Below are 22,266 nucleotides of genomic sequence, written 5' to 3'. Positions count from 1 at the left end.
TCACCGTACGTCCCCGCCCGCGCCCACCGCCTGTGCCACGAGCCGCCGCGCCATCTCCGGCGTCGCCGCCCAGTGCGTGTGCAGATAGCTCGCGTGCACACCGCCCCTGACGAACCCCTCCACCCGGCGCTCCGGATGCACCAGACCCCACGCGGGCTCCGCCCCGGCCCCCGGCTCCAGCACCGTCCGGTGGAACTCATGGCCCCGTACCCGGGTCCCGGCCACCGCCAGCGCGCTGTCGCCGATCGCCACCGCCTCCCGGTAGCCCAGCGTCAGCCGCCCCGACATCCGGGCGTCGGCCGGCAGCACCCCGCACATCGGCTTCCCGTCCAGGGAGCGCGCCAGATAGAGCAGCCCGGCGCACTCGGCGGCCACCGGCGCGCCCGCGTACGCCAGCTCCGCCACGGCCTTGCGCAGCGGCTCGTTGGCGGACAGCTCCGGTGCGTACACCTCGGGGAAGCCGCCCCCGATCACCAGCCCCCGGGTGCCAGGGGGCAGCGCCTCGTCCCGCAGCGGGTCGAAGGGGACGACGTCGGCGCCGGCCGCCGTCAGCAGCTCGGTGTGTTCGGCGTACGAGAAGGTGAACGCAGGACCGCCGGCCATCGCGATCACCGGCCGCCCGCGCTCGGGGTCCGTGACCGGCGCCACGCCCGGCTCCCACGCCTCCGTGGCCAGCTCGGGCGCGCTGCGCGCCAGGGCCAGCAGCGCCTCCAGGTCGCACCCGGCCCGCACCCGCCCGGCCAGCTCCGTCATCGCGTCGAGCGCGTCCGTACGCCGCTCGGCCACCGGCACCAGACCGAGGTGGCGCGAGGGCGTACCGACCTGGTCCGTACGTCGCAGCACCCCCATGACCGGCACCCCGGAGCCGTCCAGCGCGTCCCGCAGCAGCCGTTCGTGCCGGTCCGTGGCGACCTTGTTGAGGATCACCCCGCCGATCCGCACCTCCGGGTCCCAGGACGCGAAGCCGTGCACCAGCGCCGCCACGGAACGCGACTGCGACGAGGCGTCCACGACCAGCACCACCGGCGCCCGCAGCAGCTTCGACACCTGGGCGGTGGAGGCCAGTTCACCCTGGTCGGAGGCGCCGTCGTACAGCCCCATCACGCCCTCGACGACCGCCAGGTCGCACCCGGCGGCGCCGTACGCGAAGAGCGGCCCGATCAGCCCGGGGCCGCACATGTACGCGTCGAGGTTCCGGCCGGGGCGCGTGACGCCACCTGACGACCCCGACGACCCCGACGACACCGCCAGGGTGTGGTACCCGGGGTCGATGTAGTCCGGGCCGACCTTGTGCGGGGAGACGGCGAGGCCGCGCTCCGAGAACGCCGCCATCAGGCCCGTCGCGACCGTCGTCTTCCCGCTTCCGGAGGACGGCGCGGCGATGACCAGACGCGGGACGTTCACCACTCGATGCCCCTCTGCCCCTTCTGCCCCGCGTCCATCGGGTGCTTGACCTTCGTCATCTCCGTGACGAGGTCCGCGAAGTCCATCAGCTCCTGCGGCGCGTTACGGCCGGTGATCACCACGTGCTGGGTGCCGGGCCGGTTCCGCAGCACCTCGATCACCTCGTCGGTCGACACCCACCCCCAGTGCAGCGGATACGCGAACTCGTCCAGCACGTACAGCTTGTGCGTCTCGGCCGCCAGATCGCGCTTGACCTGCTCCCAGCCCTCCCGCGCCGCCTCCTCGTTGGAGAACTGCGCGTCCCGCTGCACCCAGGACCAGCCCTCGCCCATCTTGTGCCAGGAGACGGAGCCGCCCTCGCCGCTCGCCCCGAGCACCTTGAGCGCCTGCTCCTCGCCGACCTTCCACTTCGCGGATTTCACGAACTGGAAGACCCCGATCGGCCACCCCTGCGTCCACGCGCGCAGCGCCAGCCCGAACGCCGCCGTCGACTTGCCCTTGCCGGTGCCCGTGTGGACGAGCACCAGCGGACGGTTGCGGCGCTGGCGGGTGGTGAGACCGTCGTCCGGTACGTTCTCCGGCTGTCCCTGCGGCATTAAGCGGCCCTCCTGGGCTGTCCGTTGTTGGTGTGCTGTACGTCCCGTACGAGCCCGGCGATGCTGTCGGCCCGCAGCTCGTCCAGCGTGATCGCCGTGCCTTCCAGATCGCCGGCGAGCGACGCGGCGAGCCCGAGCCGTACCGGACCCGTCTCGCAGTCCACGACCACCGACGCCGTCCCGTCCGCCGCGTGCAGACGCGCCGCGCGCGCCGCCAGCTCCACCGGGTCCCGGCCGCCCGTGGCCCGCCCGTCCGTCACCACCAGCAGCAGCGGACGGCGCGCGGGGTCCCGCATCCGCTCCACCCGCAGCACGTCGTGCGCCTTCAGCAGCCCGGCCGCCAGCGGGGTCCGCCCGCCCGTCGGCAGGGACTCCAGCCGGGCAGCCGCCGCGTCCACCGAGGACGTCGGCGGCAGCGCCACCTCCGCGTCCTTCCCCCGGAAGGTGACCAGACCGACCTTGTCGCGCCGCTGGTACGCGTCGAGCAGCAGCGACAGCACCGCGCCCTTCACCGCGCTCATCCGCCGCCTGGCCGCCATCGAACCGGACGCGTCGACCACGAAGAGCACGAGGTTGCCCTCACGCCCCTCCCGGGTCGCCTGCCGCAAGTCGTCCCTGCGCACCACGAGGCCGGGACCGCTGCGCCCCCGCGCCCGCTGGTGCGGCGCCGCCGCCTGTACGGTCGCCGCGAGATGCAGCTTGGTCAGCGCGCCCCGGGGCCGCCGGGACCCGGTCGTCCTGCCCCGCTCGGTACGGGCCCGGGAGCGCCGCCCGGCCGCGCCCTCGCCCAGCCCCGGCACGCTCAGCACCTTCGTGCGGAACGGCTCGGCGGACCGTACGGGGGCCTGCTCACCGGCCCCGGCGCGCGGCTGCCCGCCCTCGGGCGGTGTCTCCGGCCGGGCGTCCGTCTCCTGGGGCGCGGGCGTGTCGTCCTGCGCCGGACCGTCCTGCGCGGGCGTGTCGGGGGCCTCGGGTCCGCTGTGCGGCGGCTGTCCGCCCCCGCCTCCGGGCCCGTCGGGGCCGTCAGGGCCGTCGGGCCCGTCGGGATCCGGGTCCTCGTCGCCCTGGAACTCCTCCAGCGTGTCGTCGAGCTTCTCCTCGTCGAGCCCCGGCGCGTCGAAGGGGTTACGGCGCCTGCGGTGAGGCAGCGCCAGCAGCGCCGCCTGCCGGACGTCGTCGGCGGTGACGTCCGTACGCCCCGCCCACGCGGCCAGCGCCGTCGCCGTCCGCGCCATCACGATGTCCGCGCGCATCCCGTCCACCTCGAACGCGGCGCAGGTCGCGGCTATCTGGCGCAGCGCCGTGTCCCCGAGGCTCACCTGCGGCAGCAGCGCGCGCGCCGCGACGATCCGCTCCCGCAGCGCGGTCTCCTCGTCGGCCCAGCGCGCCGCGAACCCGGCCGGGTCGTCGTCGTACGCGAGCCGCCGCCGTACCACCTCCACCCGCAGGTCGGGCTCGCGGGACGCCGCGACCTCCACGGTCAGCCCGAAGCGGTCCAGCAACTGCGGCCGCAGCTCGCCCTCCTCCGGGTTCATCGTCCCGACGAGCAGGAAGCGCGCGGCGTGCCGTACGGAGACGCCCTCGCGCTCGACGTACGAGGCGCCCATGGCCGCCGCGTCCAGCAGCAGGTCCACGAGGTGGTCGTGGAGCAGGTTGACCTCGTCCACGTACAGCACCCCGCGGTGCGCGTCCGCGAGCAGACCGGGCTCGAACGCCTTCACGCCCTCCGAGAGCGCCCGTTCGATGTCCAGCGCCCCCACGAGGCGGTCCTCGGACGCGCCCACGGGCAGCTCGACCATCCGCGCGGCCCGCGCCTCGCCGGGGACGCTCCCGTGCGGACCGTCCGGATCGTGCGGACCGTCCGGACCGTGCGGACCGTCCGGGCAGCGCGGATCCGGCGCCGCCGGGTCGCAACTGAACCGGCACCCCGTCACCACCGGCACCTCGGGCAGCAGGGCGGCCAGCGCCCGTACGGCCGTCGACTTCGCCGTGCCCTTCTCACCCCGTACGAGAACGCCGCCGACCGCCGGACTGACCGCGTTCAGCAGCAGACCGAGCCGCAGATCGTCCATCCCCACCACGGCGGTGAACGGAAAAGGGGTGCTCATAGGCTGATCGCTCCTTCGAATGACTCATCGATGACCGGACGGCGTCCCACGGTGCTCAGTCCCACGGCGTTCAGTCCCACGGTGCTCACGGGGCCCCCGGAGGGATGAACGGCAGCCCGGCCGGGGCGCCCTCCTCGATCAGACGCAGCAGCGCGGCCGTGTCCGCGTGCTCCTCGACGAGGTCAGCGAGCAGATCGAGCTGTTCCTCGCGCAGCGCGCCGAAGCTGGTGTCCGGGGCCGGTACGAACCGCCGGCCCGCCGTCCGCGCCACCTCCGTCAGGAACCGCCGCCGGAACGCGTCGCTCTCCAGCGCCCCGTGCCAGTGCGTGCCCTGGACGGACCCGGCCCGGCAGCCGTCCAGCGCCCGCCCTTCCTGGTCCGTGACAAAGGCGTCCCCGCCGCGCACATCCGCGACGCCGTGGTGGATCTCGTACCCCTCGACAGGCTCGCCGAGGGCCACCCCGACCGGCCGCGCGAGGGTCTTCTCCCGCTCGAACCTGACCCGTACGGGCAGCAGTCCCAGCCCGGCCACCTCACCCGCCCGGGACTCCACCTCGTCGTCGATCCGCTCGCCGAGGATCTGGTAGCCGCCGCAGATCCCCAGCACGGGGCGGCCCTCGGCGGCCCGCAGGGCCAGCGCGTCGGCCAGCCCGCGCTCCCGCAGCCACGCGAGCGCCCGCACCGTGCCGCGCGTGCCCGGCACGATCACCAGGTCGGCGTCGGCCAGCTCCTCGGGACGGTCCACGAACCGCACCACGACCCCGGGCTCCGCAGCCAGCGCGTCCACATCGGTGAAGTTCGACATCAGCGGTACGGCGCAGACCGCGATCCGCAGCACGTCGGCGCCGTACGGGGGAGCCACCACCGACTCGCGCACCGCGCCGCGCAGCGAGACCCGCAGCCCGTCCTCCTCGTCGATCCCCAGACCGTGCCGGAAGGGCAGCACACCGAGCGTCGCCCGCCCGGTCAGCCCGCGCAGCATGTCGAGCCCCGGCTCCAGCAGCGAGACATCGCCCCGGAACTTGTTGACGAGATACCCGGCGATCAGCGCCTGGTCCTCGGGGCTCAGCAGCGCGGTCGTCCCGAAGAAGGACGCGAAGACCCCGCCCCGGTCGATGTCCCCGACCACGACCACCGGGAGCCGCGCGGCCCGCGCGATCCCCATGTTCACGATGTCGGTACGGCGCAGATTGATCTCGGCCGGGCTGCCCGCGCCCTCGCAGATCACGGCGTCGTACGTGGACCGCAGCTCCTCCAGGCACGCCAGCACGGGCCCGAGCAGCGCCTCCTGCCGCCCCCCGTGCAGCGCCTTCCCGGGGGACGACCCCCCGGACCCCCCGAAGAATCCCCGGGCGCTCAACTCCCCGACGGGCTTGCCCATCAGCACCACCTGGCTGCTGCGGTCGCTGCCCGGCTTCAGCAGCACGGGGTTCATCAGCGCGGTCGGCTCCACGCGCGCGGCCTGCGCCTGCATCGCCTGGGCGCGCCCGATCTCCGCGCCCTCGCGCGTCACGAACGAGTTCAGCGACATGTTCTGGCCCTTGAACGGCGCCACCTTCACGCCCCGGCGCGCCAGCCAGCGGCAGATCCCCGCCGTGACGACGCTCTTGCCCGCGTCGGAGGTCGTGCCGGCGATCAGCAGCCCTCCGCCGAGCCCGGTGCCGCCGCTGTTCCGGCTCATCCACGCCTCCTGGTGGTGCGGGCCGCGCGCACCGCGCCGTACCCGAGTCGGCCCGTGACACAGGCCGCGAGAGCGAGCACGTTGACCCGGCGGGCCAGCCGCACGGCGCGCTCGATGTCCGGGACCCCGACCGGGCGCCCCGTGGCGTTCAGGACGGGCCGGTGCTCCACCCGCCCGCCGTACGCGAGCGTCCCGCCCAGGCGTACGCCGAGCGCCCCGGCGAACGACGCCTCCACCGGGCCCGCGTTGGGGCTCGGATGGCGGTGCGCGTCCTGCCGTACGGCCCGCAGCGCGCCGCGTCTGTCCGCCCCGGCGGCGACGGCCAGCGCGGCGGTCAGCCGGGCCCCCGGCCACCCCACGACATCGTCGAGGCGGGCCGACGCCCAGCCGAACCGGCGGTAACGGTCGCTCTTGTGGCCCACCATCGCGTCCAGCGTGTTCACCGCGCGGAACCCGACGAGCCCCGGCGCCCCGGCGACCGCGCCCCACACCAGCGCGCCCACGACGGCGTCGGAGGTGTTCTCGGCGACGGACTCCACGACGGCGCGCGCGATCTGCGCCTCGTCCAGGGAGTACGGATCGCGCCCGCACAGATGCGGCAGACGCTGCCGGGCGGCTTCGAGGTCCCCGGCGGCGAGCGCCGCGCCGACGGCCCGTGCCTCGCGGCCCAGCGAGGTGCCCCCGACCACGGACCAGGTGGCGGCGGCGGTCAGCGCCACGGAGGCGGCGGGGGCGCGGCGTACCGTGGCGGCGGCCAGTGCCGCGGCCCCGGCGGCGCCTCCGGCGCAGAGCGCGGTGTGCAGCGCGCCCCAGCCGCGGTGGTCGCGCCACAGCGCGCGCTCGACGGCCCCGGCGGCCCGGCCGAAGGCGGCCACCGGATGTCCCCGGCGCGGATCGCCGAACAGCCGGTCGGCCAGGAGGCCGAGGGTGGCGCCGTACGCGAAGACCCGCTCGGCGGCAAGGGCGGCTGAGCCGCCGCGCGCGGCGGAACCGCAGCCAGGCATGGCGAAGTGTCCTCACTCAGGGTCCGCGCCCCGGTTCGACGTACGTAGTGCGACGGCGAGAGTTCCTGGCTCCTGGAGGCCAGTGCCGCGACCGGCAATGGGCTCACAGTGACAGTGGCGGGACCGCGCCGGATTCGCACCGGCTTCCTCTACTGCCGTCGTCAATGGCCCCGGAAGTCCACCACGCCGTGCAACACCCGTCAACTCATCCTTGACCTGCGGCGGGACAGTGTGCGGAGCCCCACATCGTGCGGAGCCCCACATCGGACCGGTCGGCCGATGCGGGGCTCCTATGAGGGCCGCTCGTGGGCTCAGGCCACGATGAGGCTGATCCCGTACGCGACGGCCCCGACGCAGAGTGCGAAGCACACGTAGGCGCCGGCGCGGGCCGCGAGCGGCGCGGAGCCGGTGGCGGGGGTGGAGGCGGCGGCCGATGTGCCGGCCGGGCCCTGGGGGGCCGTGGAACCCCGCTTGGCGAGGCCCACGATGCCGAGGGTGAAGAGGCCCACGAGGGCGACGGTCGCCACGAGGCTGACGCCGAAGACGGAGCCGAGTGCTGCCCAGTCGATGTTCATACGGTCGCTTCCTTACACCGTGGCGGGGCGGGCCGGCTCGCCGGTCTGGCCCGGGGTGGTGGCCGCGGGGGCCGGGATGGTGGTCGAGAGGTCCTGGCCGGGGGCGCCCGCCGGGGGAGGCGGGGTGACGGCCGCGATGGCGGTGGTCACCACTCCGGCCGGCTCGGCGGCGAGGCCGGTGTCGGGGTCGGCGCCGGTCCCGGCGGTGACGTTGGTGTGGTCGACCGGACGGCGGCGCGAGGCGAGCCAGATCCCGGCGGAGCCCGCGACCAGCAGGACCGCGACGACGGCGATGCCCCAGGTGCCCTGGCCGGTCAGGAACTCGGCGCCCGCGGCGACCAGACCGGCGGCCGGCAGCGTCAGCCCCCAGGCGACGAACATCCGGGTGGCGGTGGACCAGCGCACCACTCCGCCCTTGCGGCCGAGCCCGGCGCCCATCACGGCGCCGGAGCAGGACTGCGTGGTGGAGAGCGAGAAGCCCAGGTGCGAGGAGGCCAGGATGACCGTCGCGGCGCTGGTCTGGGCGGCGAAGCCCTGCTGCGGCTGGAGGTCGGTGAGGCCGGTGCCCATGGTGCGGATGATGCGCCAGCCGCCGAGGTACGTGCCGAGCGCGATGGCGATCCCCGCGGAGACGATGACCCACAGGGGCGGGTTGGAGCCGGGGGCGAGAACACCGCCGGTGACCAGGGCGAGCGTGATGACGCCCATGGTCTTCTGCGCGTCATTGGTGCCGTGGGCCAGCGAGACGAGCCCGGCGGAGGCGATCTGCCCGGCCCGGTAGCCCTTGGCGGTGGCCTTGTCGTCCGTGCCGCGGCCGATCCGGTACGTCAGCTTCGTCGCCAGCAGGGCGGCGAGCCCGGCGACCACGGGGGCGGCGAGCGCGGGGATCAGGACCTTGGTGACGACCACACCGCCGTTGACGCCGGAGGCGCCGACGGACATCAGGGTGGCGCCGATCAGGCCGCCGAAGAGCGCGTGGGAGGAGCTGGACGGGAGTCCGAGCAGCCAGGTGAAGAGATTCCACAGGATGGCGCCGACGAGCGCCGCGAAGATCACTTCTGTTCTGATGCCCTGTTCGTTGATGAGCCCGCCGGAGATCGTCTTGGCGACCTCCACGGACAGGAACGCGCCGACGAGATTCAGGACCGCGGACATACCCACCGCGACCTTGGGCTTCAGAGCGCCGGTCGAGATGGTCGTCGCCATCGCGTTGGCGGTGTCGTGGAAACCGTTCGTGAAATCGAACACGAGAGCTGTCACGATCACGATCGCGAGCAGCAGCGTGATGTGTTCCATTGACCCAGGACCCAGGCAATCGTTCGACGTCGGTGGCCTCGGTGAACGTAGGGAGTCAGAGTGAACGGAAGATGAACTGAGCGGGTCCACGGAGTGACCCACTCCGTGGAGATGTCCGCGACGCCTGGCAGGATCGGCGTATGACGGATGAGCGGACCGGCGAACAAGGTGAACTGACCGGCGGACAGGGCGAGTCGGCGGTCGAGCGGGGTGCCCTGGAACGGGCCTGGACGGAGCTGGTCGACACCGCCCGGAGAACGGCGGCGGAGGGGCTGGTCGTCGGCACCTCCGGCAATGTCTCGGTGCGGGTCGGCGAGCTGGTCCTCGTCACCCCGAGCGGGGTGCCCTACGACCGGCTCGCCCCCGGCGACGCGATCGCGGTCGACCTCACGGGACGGCAGGTGCTCGGCACCCTCACCCCCACCAGCGAACTCCCCCTGCACCTGGCCGTCTACCGCGACACGTCCGCGACGGCCGTGGTCCACACCCACGCCGTGCACGCCACCGCGGTCTCCACCCTCGTCCCCGAACTCCCCTTGATCCACTACATGGCGGCGGCCCTCGGCGGCCCCGTCCGGGTCGCCCCGTACGCGCTGTACGGCTCGGAGGAGCTGGCCCGCGGGATGCGCGAGGCGCTGGTGGACCGTACGGCCTGCCTGCTGCGGAACCACGGCACGGTGGCGTACGGCGACACCCTCGCCCAGGCGTACGACCGCACCGCCCAGCTCGAATGGATGTGCCGCCTCTGGCTCACGGCGAGCGCGGTCCCGGGACACCGCCCCTCGCTGCTGTCGGAGGAGCAGGTGCGCGAGGTGGGGGAGAAGCTACGGGGCTACGGCCAGCGGAGCTGACCCCGGGCCCCGCCCGGGACCGGTCGTCCCGCCCGCGTCCGGCCAGTGGGCGGGGCCCGCCTCCGGCCTCCGACGGCCCCCGCCCGCTGGCCGGGTCCGGCGCGGGTGGTGACACTGGGAGCGTGCGCCCGGCTACAGCGACGGCAGCGGCCGTCACCACAGTGCTCGGGGTCGGCGCGGCTGCGGTCGCGGCCGGCCGGTACGCCAGCGATGCCGCGCTCAAGGCACCGCCGGGGCGGCCCCTGCCCAGCGACCCGAAGATCACCGTGCACGCCATCGCCGCCGGACAGGTCACCCTGACCCGTTCGCTCGCCTCCCTGCGCCCCGGAACGTACGGGATCGAGGGGGCGGGCGTGCACGCCGTCGTCGGACCGGTCCTGGACGGCGTCCCGCACCCGGCCGACACCGTGGTGCGCCGGCTGGAACGGGTCACCCGCGGCAGCCTCGTGCCGGGCAGCCGCGTACGGCTCACCCCGCAGGTGCACAGCGGCGACCCCGGCACCGCCCTGGGCCTCGCCCACCAGGACATGTGGGTCCCGGGCGAACTCGGCTCCCTGCCCGCGTGGTTCGTGCCGGCCCCCCGCGACACCTGGGTGATCACCGTGCACGGCCTCGGCACCACCCGCGAGCACCCCCTGAACGTCATGGAGTTCCTCGCGGCCCAGCGCCTGCCCGTCCTCGACCTCGCCTACCGGGGCGACCCCGGCGCGCCCCGCTCCCCGGACGGCCTCGGCCACCTCGGCGACTCCGAGTGGCGCGACCTCGACGCGGCGATCCGCCACGCCGTCCGCCTGGGCGCCGAGCGCGTAGTCCTGCACGGCTGGTCCACCGGCGCCTCGATGGCCCTGCACGCCGCCGCGAACTCCGCCCTCAGCGAGCGCATCGCCGGACTCGTGCTCGACTCGCCGGTACTGGACTGGGAGGCCACCCTGCGGGCACTGGCCACCGCCCGCCGGATCCCCGGACCCCTGCTGCCGCTCGCGGTGCGGGCCGCCCAGGGCCGGGCGGGGCTGCACGGCGACCGGCTGCTGGAAGCCGCCGACCCGCGCAATCTCCATGTACCGACGCTGATCTTCCACGGCCCCGACGACACCATCGCGTCCTGGAACCCCTCACGCGAACTCGCCGCCCACCGGCCGGGGCTGATCACCCTCCACGCCGTCCCGCACGCCCCGCACGCGGCCATGTGGAACGCGGACCCCGACGGGTACGAGGAAACCCTCCGCCGCTTCCTCACCCCGCTCATGTAGCGCCCACCATGGAGCGCCCGCCCGAGCCTCCCCCCGAGCGCTAGCCCGCGCCTCCACCCGCGCCTCCACCCGCGCCTCCACCCGCGCCTCCGTCCGTGCCCGCGCCTTGCCCGGTCGGTACGCGGTGGGCGCGCCGCCCGGCGCGCCTCCGTTTGGACTCCTTGCGCCGCCTTCGCGCCCCCGCACGGACCGCGCCGCCCGCCGGCCGGGCCCGTGCGGCCACCCTCCCCACCTCCCCGAACAGACATCCGGAGCCCCCCGCGCACCGGTGGGACCGCTGCGCACGAGGGGCCACTTCCGCCGTTCCGGTACCGCCGAAAGGGGTTCCGTTTGGGCTTTCGGGCAGTCACCGGGAAGACTGCCCTCGTGACGTCCCGAAAGCCTGATGAGCAATTGGCGCGCAACTCCACACTCCGACTCGTCCGCGGGCGGCCGTTGACCACGGCCCGACGGGCCGTGGCCGAGGGGCGCAGCCGGCCGGCCCCCCGGCCGCCGCAGGGCACTCCGCCCCAGGCGGAGCTGGCCCGGCAGGCGAGGGCCGTCCTCGCCGACGCGGTACGGCTGGCCCGCTGGGCCGCCGTCGACCGGGACCCCGGCGCGGGCCCGCTCACCGAGGGGGCGCTCACCGAGGGGGCGCGCGAACGGGCGGCGACGGCGCTGGAGCTGACACCGGAGCAGGTGAGCGCGGCATGGGACCGGGCCAGGCTGGCCGGCCTCGTCGAACTCCACGACGGCACCGTGCGCCCCGGCTGGCGGCTCCAGGCATGGGACCGCGACGACAGCGCCGTCCAGCGCGGCTGGGTCGCCCTCTTCGACGCCTGGTCGCTCGTCCACCCCGGTCCCGCCGACATCGCCCCCGCGACGGTCGCCGAGGTCATCGAGGCCGTTCCCCAGGTGCTCTCCCTCCTCCAGCTCTCGGCCGGGCCCGTGCTCGTACCGACCCTGCTCGACCTGCTCCAGCAGCGCGTCGCGGAGCTGCACGAGGGGCGCTGCGAGGTCCCCTACGGCCCGCAGCCCGCCCCCGCCCCCACCACCACCGAGCCGCAGGCTCCCGACCCGGTGGACGAGGCCCTGCTGCCCCCGCTCCTGGACTGGGCCCTGGACGGCCTGGCCGCCGTCGGCGCCCTCACCCGGGGCGAGGGCCAGGCCACCCTCACCCCGCTCGGCAACTGGGCGGTCTGGGTCAAGCTCGAACAGATCTGCGTCGCCGCCCAGAGCCCCGCGGGCAACATCGAGCAGTCAGCGGAGCACATGCTGCGCGGCTGCGCCCGGCTCACCCCGGGCCCGGCCCGCGCCGAGTACCGGGCCTGGCTCGCCGCCCGTACCGTCGGCAGCGCCGTCACCGAACTCCTCACCGTCGCCCGGGGCGAGGACGCCCTCCTGCGCGGGCTCGCCTTCGAGGCGCTGCGCGTGGTCGGTGCCCCCGCGGAGGCCGATGTGCGCGCCGCGGCCCACGACACCTCCCTGCGGCCCTACGCGCTGCTCTGGCTGGCGGAGTACGAGGGCGCCGACCCCGAGGACGCCTCCGAGGTGCTGACCCGGGAGGAGTCGACCTGGCTGTGGGTCGACACGGCGGCGGCCGTCGCCGACCACGGCGAGAGCGATCTGCTGGTCCGGCACCTCGAATCCGCCGTCCAGGGCAATGTGCCCACACTGCTCGCCGAGGTCAGGGCGCTGGGCCATCCCCGTACCGTCCAGGTCCTGGTCGCGCTGGCCGCCGCACACCCCGACCCGGCCCTGGCCAAGGCCGTACGCAGAGCCGCCTTCCAGGTGCACACCGGAGGATCCTGACGCCCCCGGCGCCCCCGTGACCGGGGGCGCCGCCCCGGAAGCCTGGGGCGCGGCGGCCCGTGCCCGTCAGTTCGGAAGCGCCGGCGCGTACGTCCCGAAGCTCCACAGGTTGCCCTCGGCGTCCCGCGCCATGTAGTCCCGCCCGCCGTACTCCTGATCCGTGGGCGGCAGCAGGATCTCCACGCCGTGCCGCACCGCCCGCGCGTGGTGCGCGTCGGGGTCCTCCACGACCACGTAGACCCCCACCGGGCCGCCGTCTGCCATCGCCCGGGCGAAGACACCCTTCCTGCTCCGGGACCCCAGCATCACCACCCCGCTGCCGTAGGCCAGCTCGGCATGGAGCACGGTGCCGTCCTCGCCCTCGTACACACTCACCTCCGTGAAGCCGAAGGCGTCCTTGAGTGTGCCGATCGCGGCCTTCGCGTCCTGGTAGAGGAGCGACGGACAGATGCTCGGTCCACCGGTCATGCTGATCACCCCTTCACGTTCACGGGCGCGGGCACGGCCGTGCCCCGTCCGATACATACGGTCCTGCTCCGATTCCGGTCCTTCTGTGATACGGGTCTCAGTCTCGCACCGACCACTGACAGCCGTCCTCCGTGCCTGGTGGCGGGGCCACCCGGAGAGCCCGTCCCGGCACAGCAGTTGCGCCGCCCCGCTAGACTGGCCCGTATGGCATTTCTCCTTGTGCATTAGCCGGCGTCGAAGAATCCGTCCGCCTGCCCTCTTCCGCCGTCCATACCGCCCTGGAGTCTTTCCGTGATCACCGCAACCGGCGTAGAGCTGCGCGCCGGCGCCCGTGTCCTCATCGAGTCCGCCTCGTTCCGTATCGCCAAGGGCGACCGCATCGGCCTCGTCGGCCGCAACGGAGCGGGCAAGACGACCCTCACCAAGTGCCTCGCGGGCGAGGGCATCCCCGCCGCCGGCACCATCACCCGCTCCGGCGAGGTCGGCTATCTCCCGCAGGACCCGCGCACCGGCGACCTCGACGTCCTCGCCCGCGACCGCATCCTCTCCGCCCGCGACCTCGACTCCGTACTGAAGAAGATGCGCGAGAACGAGGACCGGATGGCGAACGGACAGGGCGCCACCCGCGAGAAGGCGATGAAGCGGTACGAGCGCCTGGAGACCGAGTTCCTCACCAAGGGCGGGTACGCCGCCGAGGCCGAGGCCGCCACCATCGCCGCCGCGCTCGGCCTGCCCGACCGGGTGCTCGGCCAGCCCCTCCATACGCTCTCCGGCGGTCAGCGCCGCCGGGTCGAGCTGGCCCGCATCCTCTTCTCGGACGCCGACACCCTCCTCCTCGACGAGCCCACCAACCACCTCGACGCGGACTCCATCGTCTGGCTGCGCGACTACCTCAAGACCTACCGCGGCGGCTTCATCGTCATCTCCCACGACGTCGAACTGGTCGAGACGGTCGTCAACAAGGTGTTCTACCTGGACGCCAACCGCTCGCAGATCGACGTCTACAACATGGGCTGGAAGCTCTACCAGCAGCAGCGCGAGTCGGACGAGAAGCGCCGCAAGCGCGAGCGCGCCAACGCGGAGAAGAAGGCCGCGACCCTGAACTCGCAGGCCGACAAGATGCGCGCCAAGGCCACCAAGACCGTCGCCGCGCAGAACATGGCCCGCCGCGCCGAGCGGCTGCTCTCCGGCCTTGAGCAGGTGCGCCAGTCCGACAAGGTCGCCAAGCTGCGCTTCCCCGAGCCCGCCCCCTGCGGCAAGACCCCGCTCACCGCCGAGGGCCTGTCGAAGTCGTACGGCTCGCTGGAGATCTTCACGGACGTGGACCTCGCCATCGACAAGGGGTCCCGGGTCGTCATCCTCGGCCTCAACGGCGCCGGCAAGACCACCCTGCTGCGCCTGCTGGCCGGGGTCGAGAAGCCGGACACCGGGCAGGTGACCCCCGGTCACGGCCTCAAGCTGGGTTACTACGCCCAGGAGCACGAGACCCTCGACCCGGAGCGCTCCGTCCTGGAGAACATGCGCTCCTCGGCGCCCGACCTCGATCTGGTCGCCGTCCGCAAGACCCTCGGCTCCTTCCTCTTCTCCGGCGACGACGTCGACAAGCCCGCCGGAGTGCTCTCCGGCGGCGAGAAGACCCGGCTGGCGCTCGCCACCCTGGTCGTCTCCTCCGCCAACGTGCTGCTGCTGGACGAGCCGACGAACAACCTCGACCCGGCCAGCCGTGAGGAGATCCTGGGCGCGCTGCGTACGTACAAGGGCGCGGTCATTCTCGTCACCCACGACGAGGGCGCCGTCCACGCGCTGGAGCCGGAGCGGATCATTCTGCTGCCGGACGGCGTCGAGGACCTGTGGGGCGCGGACTACGCGGACCTGGTCGCGCTCGCCTGACACGTCCGGGCACGCCGTTCGTCCCGGCCCGTCCTGCGCCGCCCCGCCGACGGTGTGATCGTCCGGCGTGATCCACTCCCTCTGGATCATTCGGCTCAGCAGTGATCCACCATCTGAGTGACTGCGTCTCGTACTCCCGGCGTGGTACCCGACGGATTGCGTCCACACGTACATCATCCGCACCCTCGTCCGGGGAACGGTCCTGACCTGGCACTTCTCACCCGGCGCAGGTCGGGGCCCGATCCGGACTGCTCTGGAATAGGGCATTCCGTTCGTGCTCGAAGGTTGAAGTACGCCGAAGCTTGTCGTACGGACCTTGCTGAATGGGTGGCCAGGACGCCCGCTAGGGGTGATCATGAGAAGTCCAGAGCGCACTTCCCATGAGGAGGCACGGGTGGCCGAGACTCTGAAGAAGGGCAGCCGGGTAACCGGCGCCGCGCGTGACAAGCTCGCGGCAGACCTGAAGAAGAAATACGACAGTGGTGCGAGCATCCGGGCACTGGCCGAGGAAACGGGCCGTTCCTATGGATTCGTCCACCGGATGCTCAGCGAGTCCGGAGTCACGCTGCGGGGACGCGGCGGGGCCACGCGAGGCAAGAAGGCCGCATCGGCCTGACGACGGAGCGCGGCTCCTCCCGGCCACCGGTTCGGGGAGTGGCCACCCTGGGCGATCGCGCGATCGCCCAGGTGGTTACTGTGCAGTCACTTAGTACGTTGAGTCCGACTGCCCGAACCGGAGGCACCCCATGACTTCGCTCGCACCAGTACTCGACAAGGACGGCATACGGCTCACCGTCGAGGACGCGGTTGCCACGGTGACACTGGCCCTTCCGGCCAAGCGCAACGCTCAGTCTCCCGCTCTGTGGCGGGCGTTGACGGAAGCCGGAAGGTCACTGCCGGGCAGCGTGCGGGTCGTGGTGCTGCGCGGTGAGGGAAAATCCTTCTCCGCGGGGCTCGACCGGCAGGCGTTCGCCCCTGAGGGGTTCGACGGCGAGCCGTCCTTCAACGATCTCGCCCGCAGCTCCGACGCGGAGCTCGACGCGGCCATCGCCGCGTACCAGGACGGCTTCGTCTGGCTGCGCCGCAGCGACATCGTGTCCATCGCGGCCGTCCAGGGGCACGCGATCGGCGCGGGCTTCCAACTCGCCCTCGCCTGCGACCTGCGGGTCGTCGCGTCGGACGCGCAGTTCGCCATGCGCGAGACAAGCCTCGGCCTCGTACCCGACCTCACCGGCACCCATCCGCTGGTGGGGCTCGTCGGCTATGCCCGCGCGCTGGAGATCTGCGCCACGGGCCGCTTCGTCCACGCCGAGGAGGCGGGACACCTCGGACTCGCCAATCTGGTGGTGGCACCCGGCGAACTCGACGCCGCCGCCCAGGACCTGGCGGCGGCGCTGCTCGCCGCGCCCAGGGACGCGCTGATCGAGACCAAGGCCCTGCTCCAGGGCGCGACGGACCGCTCCTTCGAGGCCCAGCGCACCGCCGAGCGCGCGGCGCAGGCACGCCGACTGCGCGACCTGGCCGGCCTGGGGGACTGACGGGCGTACTCGCGTACGGGGTCAGCCCGGCGCCGTACACGTCAGCTCCGCGCCGTACGGGTCAGCTCCGCGCCGTACGGAGTCAGCCCCGCGCGTACACGTCAGCCACGCGCCGTACGCCGCGCGCTCCCGCGTCCCGCTCGCCCCGCCGGGGCCTCCACCGCCGTCACCAGTACGGTCACCGTGCGCGGCGCCGCGGCGAGCCCGGCGAGCTCCGCGCGCACCGCCCGCGCCACATCGAGCGGGCGGTGCCCCGCCGCCGTCGCCAGTTCCACCCGTACGTGCTCCACACCGCCGCCGTCCGCCGCCGTCGCGGCCACCGCGCTGCCCAGGGTCCTGGTCAGATGCGCGACCCCGGGTACGGCCGCCGCCGCGGCCCCCGTCGCGTCCTCCGGCTCCGCGGTGTCTCGCCCGACCGGCCCAGCGGGCGCCGGGGATTCCGCCGCCGCGTCCAGCAGCGCCGTCACCCGCAGATCGACCTCGGTCACCCGCAGCCCCAGCCCGTCCACCGCACAGCCGAACAGCGCCCCGCGCAGCCGCTCCGCCAGCGCGGGCAGCGGCTCGCCCGTCGCCGCCGCGAACTCCCCCTCCACCCGCAGCGGCCCCGGCGGCTGCGCGCCCGGCGGCGGCGGTACGGCCGGGGCCAAGGCCCCGTCCGGGTCGGCCAGGGCGATCCGGACGGAGCCGAGCACGGCCCCCGGCACGGCCGCCGCGGCCCGCCGCAGCTCCGCCGTCGCCGCCCGTTCGGCCAGCCACGCGCCGTCGGCCGCTTCGCCCAGCGCGAGCAGTCTGCCCAGGGCGAGCCGTTGCCGTACGGCCGCCGTCCATCCCTCGGTACCGTGCCCAGTCGTCATTCCTCCACCCTGCCCCATCCACGGCGCGGGACGGGGCAAGCGCACCTAATGTGGGCAAAGGAGTCAAACCACCGCGCGGAAAGGGATGAGTGGCGATGTCAGACACCGCACCCCGCAGTCGGGCCGACGAGAAGGGGGGCGCCTCCCCCCTCACCAAGCGCGGCGGCGGAGCCCCGGGCTCGCGTGGCCGTACGACCATCGCCGACGGCGTCGTGGAGAAGATCGCGGGCCTCGCCGCCAGAGACGTCCTCGGTGTGCACGCCATGGGCAGCGGGGTCTCCCGTACCTTCGGCGCCGTACGCGACCGGGTCCCCGGCAGCGGCAAGTCCGTCAGCCGCGGAGTGAAGGCCGAGGTCGGAGAGGTGCAGACGGCGCTCGATCTGGAGATCGTCGTCGACTACGGCGTCTCGATCACCCAGGTCGCCGCCGCCGTCAGGGAGAACGTGGTCGCCGCGGTCGAACGGATGACGGGCCTCGAAGTCGTCGAGGTCAACATCGCGGTCAGCGACGTGAAGCTCCCCGACGAGGAAGATGACGAAGAGCCGGAATCACGGCTCCAGTAGCGGCCGGCGCCTGCGCCGTCGTACGGAATCGCCGGGGGCCTGGCCCGAGCAGCGGAAGAGGAGTGCACGATGAGTATGGCGGCGGTCGGCCTGGTGGCCGGAATGGTGCTCGGATTCGCCGGATACTTCGGTGGTTTCGGAGCCTTTGTGGTGGTGGCCGTGCTGGGCGCGGTCGGTTTTCTGGCAGGGAAGTTCGTCGACGGCGATCTGGAACCCGGCGACTTCTTCCGTCCCCGCGACCGCGACGACCGGCGGCGGTGACAGCGGATGGCCGGTGACCGGATGGCCGGTGACCAGGTGGTCAGGGACCGGGTGGCGGCGGCCGGACGAGGCGCGACCACGATCGCCGACCGGGTCGTCGCGAAGATCGCCGCGCAGGCGGCCAGGGAAGCGCTCGGCGGCGTACCGGAAGGCGGCACTCCGCCGTACGCCTCCGTGACGGTGCGCCACGACAGCGCGCGGGTACGGGTCGGTGTCGAGCTGGAGTACCCCTCCGACATCGGCACCCAGTGCGGCGCGGTGCGCCGGCAGGTCGTCCACCGGGTGCGAACGCTGGTGGGGATGGAGGTGCCCGAGGTGGACGTACGGGTCGAACGACTGCACTCCGACCGGTCGCGCGGCGCGGCGCGGGGGAGGATCCGATGAGCGAGGGGCCCGCACCCGGGGGATACCGGGACGTCGACAGGAGCGGCCCACCGGACCTGGACGACAGGGGAATCGGCGCCGGCGACGGGCCCAGGCCCACCCTCGACGGTTACGACGCGGGCGACACCGGCCGGGGCGGAGTGGCGCGCGCCCGACGCTTCTGGTCCCAGCGCCGCGTCCCCGCCGCACTGGCCGCGCTGATCCTGCTCGGCGCGACCGGACTGCTGCTGTACGACATCGCCGCCGTACGCGCCGGCCACCAGACCATGTACTGGCGCCGCGCGCTCGCCGGCCAACTGGCCCGCCGGCCACTGGAGGACGTGTGGATCCTCGTGGCCGCCGCCGTCGCGACGGCCCTCGGTCTGTGGCTGCTCGCCCTCGCCCTCACCCCGGGACTGCGCCGACTGCTGCCCATGCGGCGGGAGTCCGTGCCGGTCCGCGCCGGACTCGACCGCGAAGCCGCCGAACTCGCGCTCCGCGACCGGGCCATGGAGGTCTCCGGCGTCCGGTCCGCGCGCGTACGGCTGCGGCGCTCCCGCGCGAAGGTGAACGCCGCCGCGCACTTCCGCGCGCTCGACCAGGTACGGGCCGACCTGGAGCGGGCGCTGGACGACGGCATCGGCGAACTGGGCCTCGACCGGCGGCCGTCCCTGACGGTACGGGTCCACCGGCCGGCGAAGAAGGGGTGACGGGATGATCCGCCTGGTCAACCGGGTACTGCTCGCTCTCATCGGCCTGGTCCTGCTGTGCGCGGGCGGCATGGTTCTCGCGGCCGGCACGGGGATGCCGGTGCCGTCCTGGTGGCCGTACGCCGGACCGCGCGGCGTCCTGCTGAGCCGCGCGAACCGGCTCCGCTACCGGGACGACGGCTGGTGGTGGCCCGTGATCATCGCCGCCCTCGCGATCCTTGTCGTCCTGGCCCTGTGGTGGCTGCTGTCCCAACTGCGCCGCGCCCGGCTGCCGGAGATCCTGGTCAACGGCGGTGACGGCGAGGGCGCGGTGCTGCGCGGCCGGGCGCTGGAGAACGTACTCGCGGACGACGCGGAGTCCCTGCGCGGCGTGGCCCGCGCGGCCGTCCGCCTGACGGGCAGGCGCACCGGCCCGTCGGCCCGCGTACGCCTCCTCCTGGAACCGCACGCGCGGCCGGACGAGACGCTGCGCGGGCTGTCGGACGAATCCCTGGCGCAGGCGCGGAGTTCGGCGGGACTGGCGTCGCTGCCGGCGGAGGTACGGCTGGGGGCGGTGAAGCACCGGGCGGAGCGGGTGAGCTGAGGGACGACGCCGGGCGCGGCCGTCGCTCCTCGCCCCTCGCTCCGGGACTTTCTCCCGGACCTCCTCCGGCAACGACGAGGTCAGTCAGGTGCTCAGATCAGGAGAGCTGGCCGTCGTAGTCGGGGAGCTTGAAGGTGCGTTCGGCGTGACCGCCGGTCAGGTCGGTCGTGTTGTTGCCGATGTTGGCGATGATCGTGTAGCCGTTCTTCTCGATCTTCACGCGCTGGGCCGTCTTGAACGCGCTCACCTCGGTGAACAGGTCGCCTATCGACCGGCCGTAGAGCCCGTCGATCGTGTAGCCGACCGACGTCAGGTTGGCCTTGGTGATCGCCTGGATGAGGTCCGGGCGGGCCGACACGAAGAAGATCTTGACGCCCCGGTCGTGCGCGAAGTCCGCCAGGGCGAGGGTCCGCCGGATCGCCGGGGTCGGCACGGCCGAAGAATAGTCGGTTTCCAGCGAGGTGTTGTCGATGTCCAGGACGATCGCGGGCTTCTGGCCGGCGGGCACCGAGGCGAGGCGTCCGGCGACGTAGGAGTCGGCCTGGTCCATGACGGCGGCGATATCGGCCTGCCAGGTCGCGTAGTCGGGCTTCGCGGCAGCCGTGGTGGTGGCGGCGATCGGGGTGGCCGCGAGTGCGGGGGGCGCGGCCAGGGCGGGCAGAGCGGTGCCCGCCACGATCGCCGTGGTGAGAACCGCGGTCGTGGTGAGGCTTCTGAGCAGGCCGGGTGCCGCCATATCGGTCTCCTTGGGTGAGGGGTGGGGCCGATGTGTCGGGCACATCGTGGCAGCCAAGGGTTACCGATGGGTAGAGTCCGGTCGGCCAATAGTCGAACTCGCCCTGAGCCAGGCCCTGTTGCCCCGCCCATGCGCCGGTGCGGTGGGAGGCCAGGGCCAGGGGGCGCACACTGGGCCCATGAGCAACTACCAAGGGCCCGCGACACTCGTCGCCGGCGCGTCCGAGATTCAGGTCGAGGCCACGCTGAGCGGGAGCCTGGACGGTGAGACGTGGCAGTGGGGCGGCAGCGTACAGACGGGCGACGCGGAGGAGGCGGCCGGTCCGGCGCTGGACAGCGCCGATCTCAGAATCCGGTTCCCCGACGGCCGGGAGGGGCCGGTCGTGGCCACGCACACGGCCATCGGCAGCGGACGGCTGAAGGTGTCGGGAAGCGGCGAGATCCCGTTCTAGCCCGGACGGGCCGGACGAGAGCCGGACAAGGCCGGGTGAGGGAACGGGATACGGAGGTCGTCGGCCCGCGGTCGGATCGTCCGTCCGCTGTCACGCCGTCGTTCCGGTTCGGTGACGGGGCGGGACCGGCTCGGCGGGGGGCCGTACGTTGTGGCGGCATGAGACCCCGTATCGCCGTGATCGGCAGTGGCCCGGCCGGCCTTGGCCTCGCCCGCGTCCTGCACCGTCATGGTCACCCCGTCACCGTCCTCGAACGCGATTCCGCGCGCGACGCCCGTCCCGCGGGCGGAACGCTGGACCTGCACGAGGGACTGGGCCAGTTGGCGCTGGAGAAGGCGGGGCTGCTGGCGGAGTTCCGGGCGCTGTCCCGTCCCGAGGGGCAGGCCATGCGCATCCTGGACGTGGACGGGACCGTCCTGCGCGACTGGCAGCCTCGACCGGGTGATCTGGCCAATCCGGAGATCGACCGCGGGCAGCTCCGTGACCTGTTGCTCGAGGATCTGGACGTGCAGTGGGGGCGGGGTGTGACGGAGGTGGTGCCGGCGAGCCGGGACGGCGTGCTGGTCCATTTCGCGGACGGGCGGCAGGAGACGTTCGACCTGGTGATCGGCGCGGACGGTGCCTGGTCCCGGGTCCGCCCGGCGGTCTCGTCCGCGACGCCACGGTACACCGGCGTCACCTTGGTCGAGACCTCCCTGGACGACGTCGACACCCGCCACCCCGACCTCGCCCGGCTGGTCGGCGACGGTTCCGTGGCTGTGTACGGCGTGAACCGCGCGCTCGTCGCCCAGCGCAACAGCGGCGGCCACGTCAAGGTGTACGCCCAGTTCCGCGCGGACCAGGGCCAGGGCCCGGCCGACACCGACACCGACACCGAGGCCGTGCGGTCACGCCTGCTGGCCCTGTTCGACGGCTGGGCCGCGCCCGTCCTCGACCTCATCCGCCACGGCACGGCTTTCGTCCACCGTCCCCTCTACGCCCTTCCCGTGTCCCACACCTGGGCCCATGTCCCCGGGGTGACGCTCCTGGGCGACGCCGCCCACCTGATGCCCCCGCTGGGGGCGGGCGCGAACCTCGCGATGCTGGACGGCGCCGAACTCGCCGAGTCCATCGCCGCCGCCTCCGGCCCCGGGGAACTGGACGAGGCCGTCCGCGCCTTCGAGGAACAGATGTGGGCACGGGCGGGCAGGTGGGCGGAGATCACGACGGCCGGCCTGGAACGCCTCGTGAGCCCGGACCCCTCCGCAGCCCTCGCCCTCTTCGACGAGGTCCAGCCTTAGAAGGTCCAGCCCT

The 22,266-nt window shown here is 73.6% G+C and carries 23 protein-coding genes and 1 riboswitch; of the genes, 13 read left to right on the top strand and 10 right to left on the bottom strand.

The genetic code is table 11. The features are described from left to right. The 7 genes from ACIO3P_RS36875 to ACIO3P_RS36845 all read right to left on the bottom strand — a co-directional run bounded on the left by ACIO3P_RS36875 (window position 1) and on the right by ACIO3P_RS36845 (window position 8,664). On the bottom strand, window positions 1-1,407 hold the full coding sequence (locus tag ACIO3P_RS36875; protein ID WP_329826231.1) for a cobyrinate a,c-diamide synthase: 1,407 nt from the start codon (window positions 1,405-1,407) through the stop codon (window positions 1-3). Next, window positions 1,401-2,000 (bottom strand): cob(I)yrinic acid a,c-diamide adenosyltransferase, encoded by a 600-nt coding sequence (gene cobO / locus ACIO3P_RS36870; RefSeq protein WP_329826232.1) that lies wholly within the window; start codon window positions 1,998-2,000, stop codon window positions 1,401-1,403. The genes ACIO3P_RS36875 and cobO overlap by 7 nt, the downstream gene beginning before the upstream one ends. Beyond that, window positions 2,000-4,108, bottom strand: coding sequence for a putative cobaltochelatase (locus tag ACIO3P_RS36865; RefSeq protein ID WP_401850235.1), 2,109 nt, complete (start codon window positions 4,106-4,108; stop codon window positions 2,000-2,002). The genes cobO and ACIO3P_RS36865 overlap by 1 nt, the downstream gene beginning before the upstream one ends. An 85-nt stretch (window positions 4,109-4,193) precedes the next feature. Further along, window positions 4,194-5,789, bottom strand: a complete 1,596-nt coding sequence (locus ACIO3P_RS36860) for a cobyric acid synthase (RefSeq protein ID WP_401787751.1) — start codon at window positions 5,787-5,789, stop codon at window positions 4,194-4,196. Continuing rightward, a complete protein-coding gene (locus ACIO3P_RS36855) occupies window positions 5,786-6,793 on the bottom strand; it encodes a cobalamin biosynthesis protein (RefSeq protein WP_401850234.1) in 1,008 nt (335 codons plus the stop codon). The genes ACIO3P_RS36860 and ACIO3P_RS36855 overlap by 4 nt, the downstream gene beginning before the upstream one ends. A gap of 36 nt (window positions 6,794-6,829) precedes the next feature. Next, window positions 6,830-6,968, bottom strand: a riboswitch (cobalamin riboswitch). Window positions 6,969-7,104: 136 nt separating this feature from the next. Beyond that, window positions 7,105-7,368 carry a hypothetical protein gene (locus tag ACIO3P_RS36850; protein ID WP_401850233.1) on the bottom strand — a complete coding sequence of 88 codons (264 nt, stop codon included), beginning with the start codon at window positions 7,366-7,368 and terminating at the stop codon, window positions 7,105-7,107. A gap of 12 nt (window positions 7,369-7,380) precedes the next feature. Further along, window positions 7,381-8,664 (bottom strand): anion permease, encoded by a 1,284-nt coding sequence (locus tag ACIO3P_RS36845; RefSeq protein WP_401787746.1) that lies wholly within the window; start codon window positions 8,662-8,664, stop codon window positions 7,381-7,383. 140 nt (window positions 8,665-8,804) lie between these two features. On the opposite strand from ACIO3P_RS36845, the gene ACIO3P_RS36840 reads away from it, so the two are divergent. The 3 genes from ACIO3P_RS36840 (at window position 8,805) to ACIO3P_RS36830 (ending at window position 12,556) form a co-directional block, all read left to right on the top strand. Next, complete coding sequence (locus ACIO3P_RS36840) at window positions 8,805-9,515, top strand: class II aldolase/adducin family protein (RefSeq protein ID WP_329826238.1); 711 nt, start codon at window positions 8,805-8,807, stop codon at window positions 9,513-9,515. Between the two features lie 122 nt (window positions 9,516-9,637). Then, window positions 9,638-10,765, top strand: a complete 1,128-nt coding sequence (locus tag ACIO3P_RS36835) for an alpha/beta fold hydrolase (protein ID WP_329826239.1) — start codon at window positions 9,638-9,640, stop codon at window positions 10,763-10,765. Between the two features lie 366 nt (window positions 10,766-11,131). Then, entirely contained in the window at window positions 11,132-12,556 is a 1,425-nt protein-coding gene (locus tag ACIO3P_RS36830) for a hypothetical protein (protein WP_401850231.1), read from the top strand. 66 nt (window positions 12,557-12,622) lie between these two features. Here the strand turns inward: ACIO3P_RS36830 and ACIO3P_RS36825 are convergent, their stop codons facing one another. Continuing rightward, on the bottom strand, window positions 12,623-13,024 hold the full coding sequence (locus ACIO3P_RS36825) for a VOC family protein (protein ID WP_401787738.1): 402 nt from the start codon (window positions 13,022-13,024) through the stop codon (window positions 12,623-12,625). Between the two features lie 291 nt (window positions 13,025-13,315). Here ACIO3P_RS36825 and ACIO3P_RS36820 point away from each other — a divergent pair, with 291 nt between their 5' ends. The 3 genes from ACIO3P_RS36820 to ACIO3P_RS36810 all read left to right on the top strand — a co-directional run bounded on the left by ACIO3P_RS36820 (window position 13,316) and on the right by ACIO3P_RS36810 (window position 16,452). Further along, complete coding sequence (locus ACIO3P_RS36820; protein WP_329826242.1) at window positions 13,316-14,914, top strand: ABC-F family ATP-binding cassette domain-containing protein; 1,599 nt, start codon at window positions 13,316-13,318, stop codon at window positions 14,912-14,914. Window positions 14,915-15,308: 394 nt separating this feature from the next. Beyond that, complete coding sequence (locus ACIO3P_RS36815) at window positions 15,309-15,530, top strand: helix-turn-helix domain-containing protein (protein WP_006123601.1); 222 nt, start codon at window positions 15,309-15,311, stop codon at window positions 15,528-15,530. 130 nt (window positions 15,531-15,660) lie between these two features. Further along, window positions 15,661-16,452, top strand: coding sequence for an enoyl-CoA hydratase/isomerase family protein (locus ACIO3P_RS36810; protein ID WP_329826243.1), 792 nt, complete (start codon window positions 15,661-15,663; stop codon window positions 16,450-16,452). A 101-nt stretch (window positions 16,453-16,553) separates the two neighbouring features. Here ACIO3P_RS36810 and ACIO3P_RS36805 read toward each other — a convergent pair whose 3' ends face one another. After that, complete coding sequence (locus tag ACIO3P_RS36805; protein WP_401850229.1) at window positions 16,554-17,306, bottom strand: hypothetical protein; 753 nt, start codon at window positions 17,304-17,306, stop codon at window positions 16,554-16,556. 95 nt (window positions 17,307-17,401) lie between these two features. On the opposite strand from ACIO3P_RS36805, the gene ACIO3P_RS36800 reads away from it, so the two are divergent. The 5 genes from ACIO3P_RS36800 to amaP all read left to right on the top strand — a co-directional run bounded on the left by ACIO3P_RS36800 (window position 17,402) and on the right by amaP (window position 19,786). Continuing rightward, window positions 17,402-17,869, top strand: coding sequence for an Asp23/Gls24 family envelope stress response protein (locus ACIO3P_RS36800; protein ID WP_329826245.1), 468 nt, complete (start codon window positions 17,402-17,404; stop codon window positions 17,867-17,869). 69 nt (window positions 17,870-17,938) lie between these two features. Next, complete coding sequence (locus ACIO3P_RS36795; RefSeq protein ID WP_329826246.1) at window positions 17,939-18,130, top strand: hypothetical protein; 192 nt, start codon at window positions 17,939-17,941, stop codon at window positions 18,128-18,130. 6 nt (window positions 18,131-18,136) lie between these two features. After that, entirely contained in the window at window positions 18,137-18,514 is a 378-nt protein-coding gene (locus ACIO3P_RS36790; RefSeq protein WP_329826247.1) for a hypothetical protein, read from the top strand. Then, complete coding sequence (locus ACIO3P_RS36785; RefSeq protein ID WP_329826248.1) at window positions 18,511-19,203, top strand: DUF6286 domain-containing protein; 693 nt, start codon at window positions 18,511-18,513, stop codon at window positions 19,201-19,203. The genes ACIO3P_RS36790 and ACIO3P_RS36785 overlap by 4 nt, the downstream gene beginning before the upstream one ends. Before the next feature lie 4 nt (window positions 19,204-19,207). Beyond that, a complete protein-coding gene (gene amaP, locus ACIO3P_RS36780; protein ID WP_401850227.1) occupies window positions 19,208-19,786 on the top strand; it encodes an alkaline shock response membrane anchor protein AmaP in 579 nt (192 codons plus the stop codon). 97 nt (window positions 19,787-19,883) lie between these two features. Here amaP and ACIO3P_RS36775 read toward each other — a convergent pair whose 3' ends face one another. Next, the gene (locus ACIO3P_RS36775; RefSeq protein ID WP_401787725.1) at window positions 19,884-20,522 is read right to left on the bottom strand and encodes an HAD family acid phosphatase; all 639 of its coding nucleotides are present in this window, start codon (window positions 20,520-20,522) and stop codon (window positions 19,884-19,886) included. A 178-nt stretch (window positions 20,523-20,700) separates the two neighbouring features. Here ACIO3P_RS36775 and ACIO3P_RS36770 point away from each other — a divergent pair, with 178 nt between their 5' ends. Together ACIO3P_RS36770 and ACIO3P_RS36765 are read left to right on the top strand one after the other, a co-directional pair. Continuing rightward, on the top strand, window positions 20,701-20,973 hold the full coding sequence (locus ACIO3P_RS36770) for a DUF4873 domain-containing protein (protein WP_329826251.1): 273 nt from the start codon (window positions 20,701-20,703) through the stop codon (window positions 20,971-20,973). A gap of 158 nt (window positions 20,974-21,131) precedes the next feature. Further along, window positions 21,132-22,253, top strand: coding sequence for an NAD(P)/FAD-dependent oxidoreductase (locus tag ACIO3P_RS36765; RefSeq protein ID WP_329826252.1), 1,122 nt, complete (start codon window positions 21,132-21,134; stop codon window positions 22,251-22,253). The last annotated feature ends 13 nt before the right edge of the window (window positions 22,254-22,266 follow it).

Source organism: Streptomyces sp. NPDC087310 (genome assembly GCF_044744405.1).
Taxonomy (GTDB): Bacteria; Actinomycetota; Actinomycetes; order Streptomycetales; family Streptomycetaceae; genus Streptomyces.
This window is presented reverse-complemented; position numbering and strand designations above follow the sequence as displayed.